General features: G+C 68.6%; 1 protein-coding gene and 1 pseudogene. One reads left to right on the top strand and one right to left on the bottom strand.

The window, feature by feature from the left end; genetic code table 11:
• Nucleotides 1–831: pseudogene (locus tag NBW84_RS16360) on the top strand (transposase); the annotation flags it as partial.
• Nucleotides 832–881: 50 nt separating this feature from the next.
• Here NBW84_RS16360 and NBW84_RS24405 read toward each other — a convergent pair.
• Nucleotides 882–1,954 (bottom strand): IS630 family transposase gene (locus tag NBW84_RS24405; protein WP_445548735.1). Its coding sequence is split into 2 segments (ribosomal slippage): nt 882–1,477 and nt 1,477–1,954, totalling 1,074 coding nucleotides; the frame shifts between segments, so codons are not numbered across the junction.
• Between the last annotated feature and the right edge of the window lie 9 nt (nt 1,955–1,963).

The following is a 1,963-nucleotide window of genomic DNA, read 5'->3' as shown; positions in this document are numbered from 1 at the left end:
GTATGTGTCAGGACGAGGGCGTGCGCTGGTCGACCGGGAGCTGTATCTTCCCGCGAGCTGGACCGATGATCGGGATCGGTGCGCCGCGGCGGGGGTGCCCCGGCGGCGGGGATTCGCGACGAAGCCGCTGCTGGCCTTGGACATGATCCGCCGGTTCTGGGTGTCCCACCGGGAACTGGGCTGGGTCGCCGGCGATGAGGTGTAGCGAAAGGCCCTCGGTTGTATGACTGGGCGCTGGTCGATACCACAGATCTCGCGGGTCCGGAGAACCGGGCCCAGCAGGTTCTGATCCGCCGTTCCCGTGGCGGGAAGAAGGAGCTGGCGTTCTATCTCACGCACAGCCCCCGGCCGGTTCCGCTCGCCGCACTGGTCACGGTCGCGGGACGTCGTTGGGGAATAGAGGAATGTTTCCAGGCGGCGAAGAACGAGGTCGGTCTCGACCATTTCCAGGTCCGGATGTACCACGCCTGGTACCGGCACATCACCCTGGCGATGCTCGCTCATGCCTGGCTCGCAGTCACCGCCAGGAAGAACCGAGAGCAGGACCCGCCGGAGCGCCCACCAGCGACGAGGGCGGTGGGCTACCAGCGTGACGGCCGTGGTCTCGCGATCCCCGAGCAGCCGGAACCAGCCGAGACCGGGATGATCCCGTTCAGTCTCAACGAAATCCGGCATGTTCTCGCCCTGTTCGGACAGGCTGCTATCCCAGCGGCGGTGATCACATGGTGGTCGGACTGGCGCCGTAGCCACCAGGCACGCGCCCGCCGTTACCACTTCCGAACCCGGATCCGAGCCAACCAGACGGACGTCGCGCGGGCCGCGACCACGTAAGGATCACTGTCACTGGAGTACTACTGACGTTGAACTCGTGAGGTGACGGACTATGGGGGTTCAAGTCCGAGTCCGGTCTCGGCCAGGAAACCCCACAGCAGGTCGGGGCGGTACTGGATGCGTTTCAGCGCGGTCTTGGTGACCCGGATCAGGTGGTCCAGGCCGAACGCGGCGAGGTTGGCCAGGACACCGCTTGTCAGATGCGCCCAGATGCCCTCGGCGGGGTTGAGTTCCGGGGCGTAGGAGGGCAACCAGTGTACGGTCAGCCAGTCCGCATGCTTGTCGATGAACGCGCGGACCGTGTGAGCGTGATGGCCCGGCAGGTTGTCCCACACCATCACGATCTTCCCGTCGAGTTGGTGGTGCGCGGCGGTCACCAGCCGGATGAAATCGGTGGCGACAAAGCCTTTCCGCTCGCCACGGCGACCTCGGTGGACCAGCAGCCGGTAGATCAGCCGGGGCCGGTAGCCGGGGCGGACGCAGACCATCCCGGCGATCGAGATCCGCGGGGAACGCCGGCCGGACACGGTCACGACCGGCGTGCGGCCACGCCGCGACCAGGTCCGCCCCTTCGGCGGCCTCAGCCCCTGGCCGGCCTCGTCGAGGAAGCAGATCCAGGCACCGGCGGCCGCGGCCGTTGTTGTACCCGCGGCCACACCTCCCGTCGCCAGGCCACGATCGCTTCCTCGTCGCGTTCCACCGCCCGATGCACCGGCCGCTGCGCGGAATACCCCATGCGGTGCAGCAGTTTCGCGACCCCGGTCAGGGTGTAGGACTCACCGAACATCCGTTCGATCAGGGTGGCGATCCGGGCCAGGGTCCACCGCTGGTCGACCGTCCAGCCGTGCGCCGCCGGCCCCCGATCCAGTTCTTCCGCCAGCCGGGCCAACCGCTCGGCGTCCAGCCGGCACCGCGACGCCGGCCCCGCCGACCGCAGCGCGTCCCGGCCCGCGGTCTCCCACGTCCGATGCCAGTCATACGCCGACTTCCGTGACACCCGCAGCCGCTGCGCCACCTCCGGCGGCGACACCCCGTTGGCGAACAGGTCCGCGGCCTGTAACCGGACCCGTTCCCGCCGGTCCCGAGCGGCAGCGCTCAACCCGCCACCATCTGGATACCTCATATGCCCGGG

Origin of the sequence: Protofrankia sp. CiP1_Cm_nod2 (genome assembly GCF_920664355.1) — a bacterium.
Taxonomy (GTDB): Bacteria; Actinomycetota; Actinomycetes; order Frankiales; family Frankiaceae; genus Protofrankia.
Note: the sequence above shows the minus strand (reverse complement) of the source record. Positions and strands in the feature narration are given on the sequence as shown.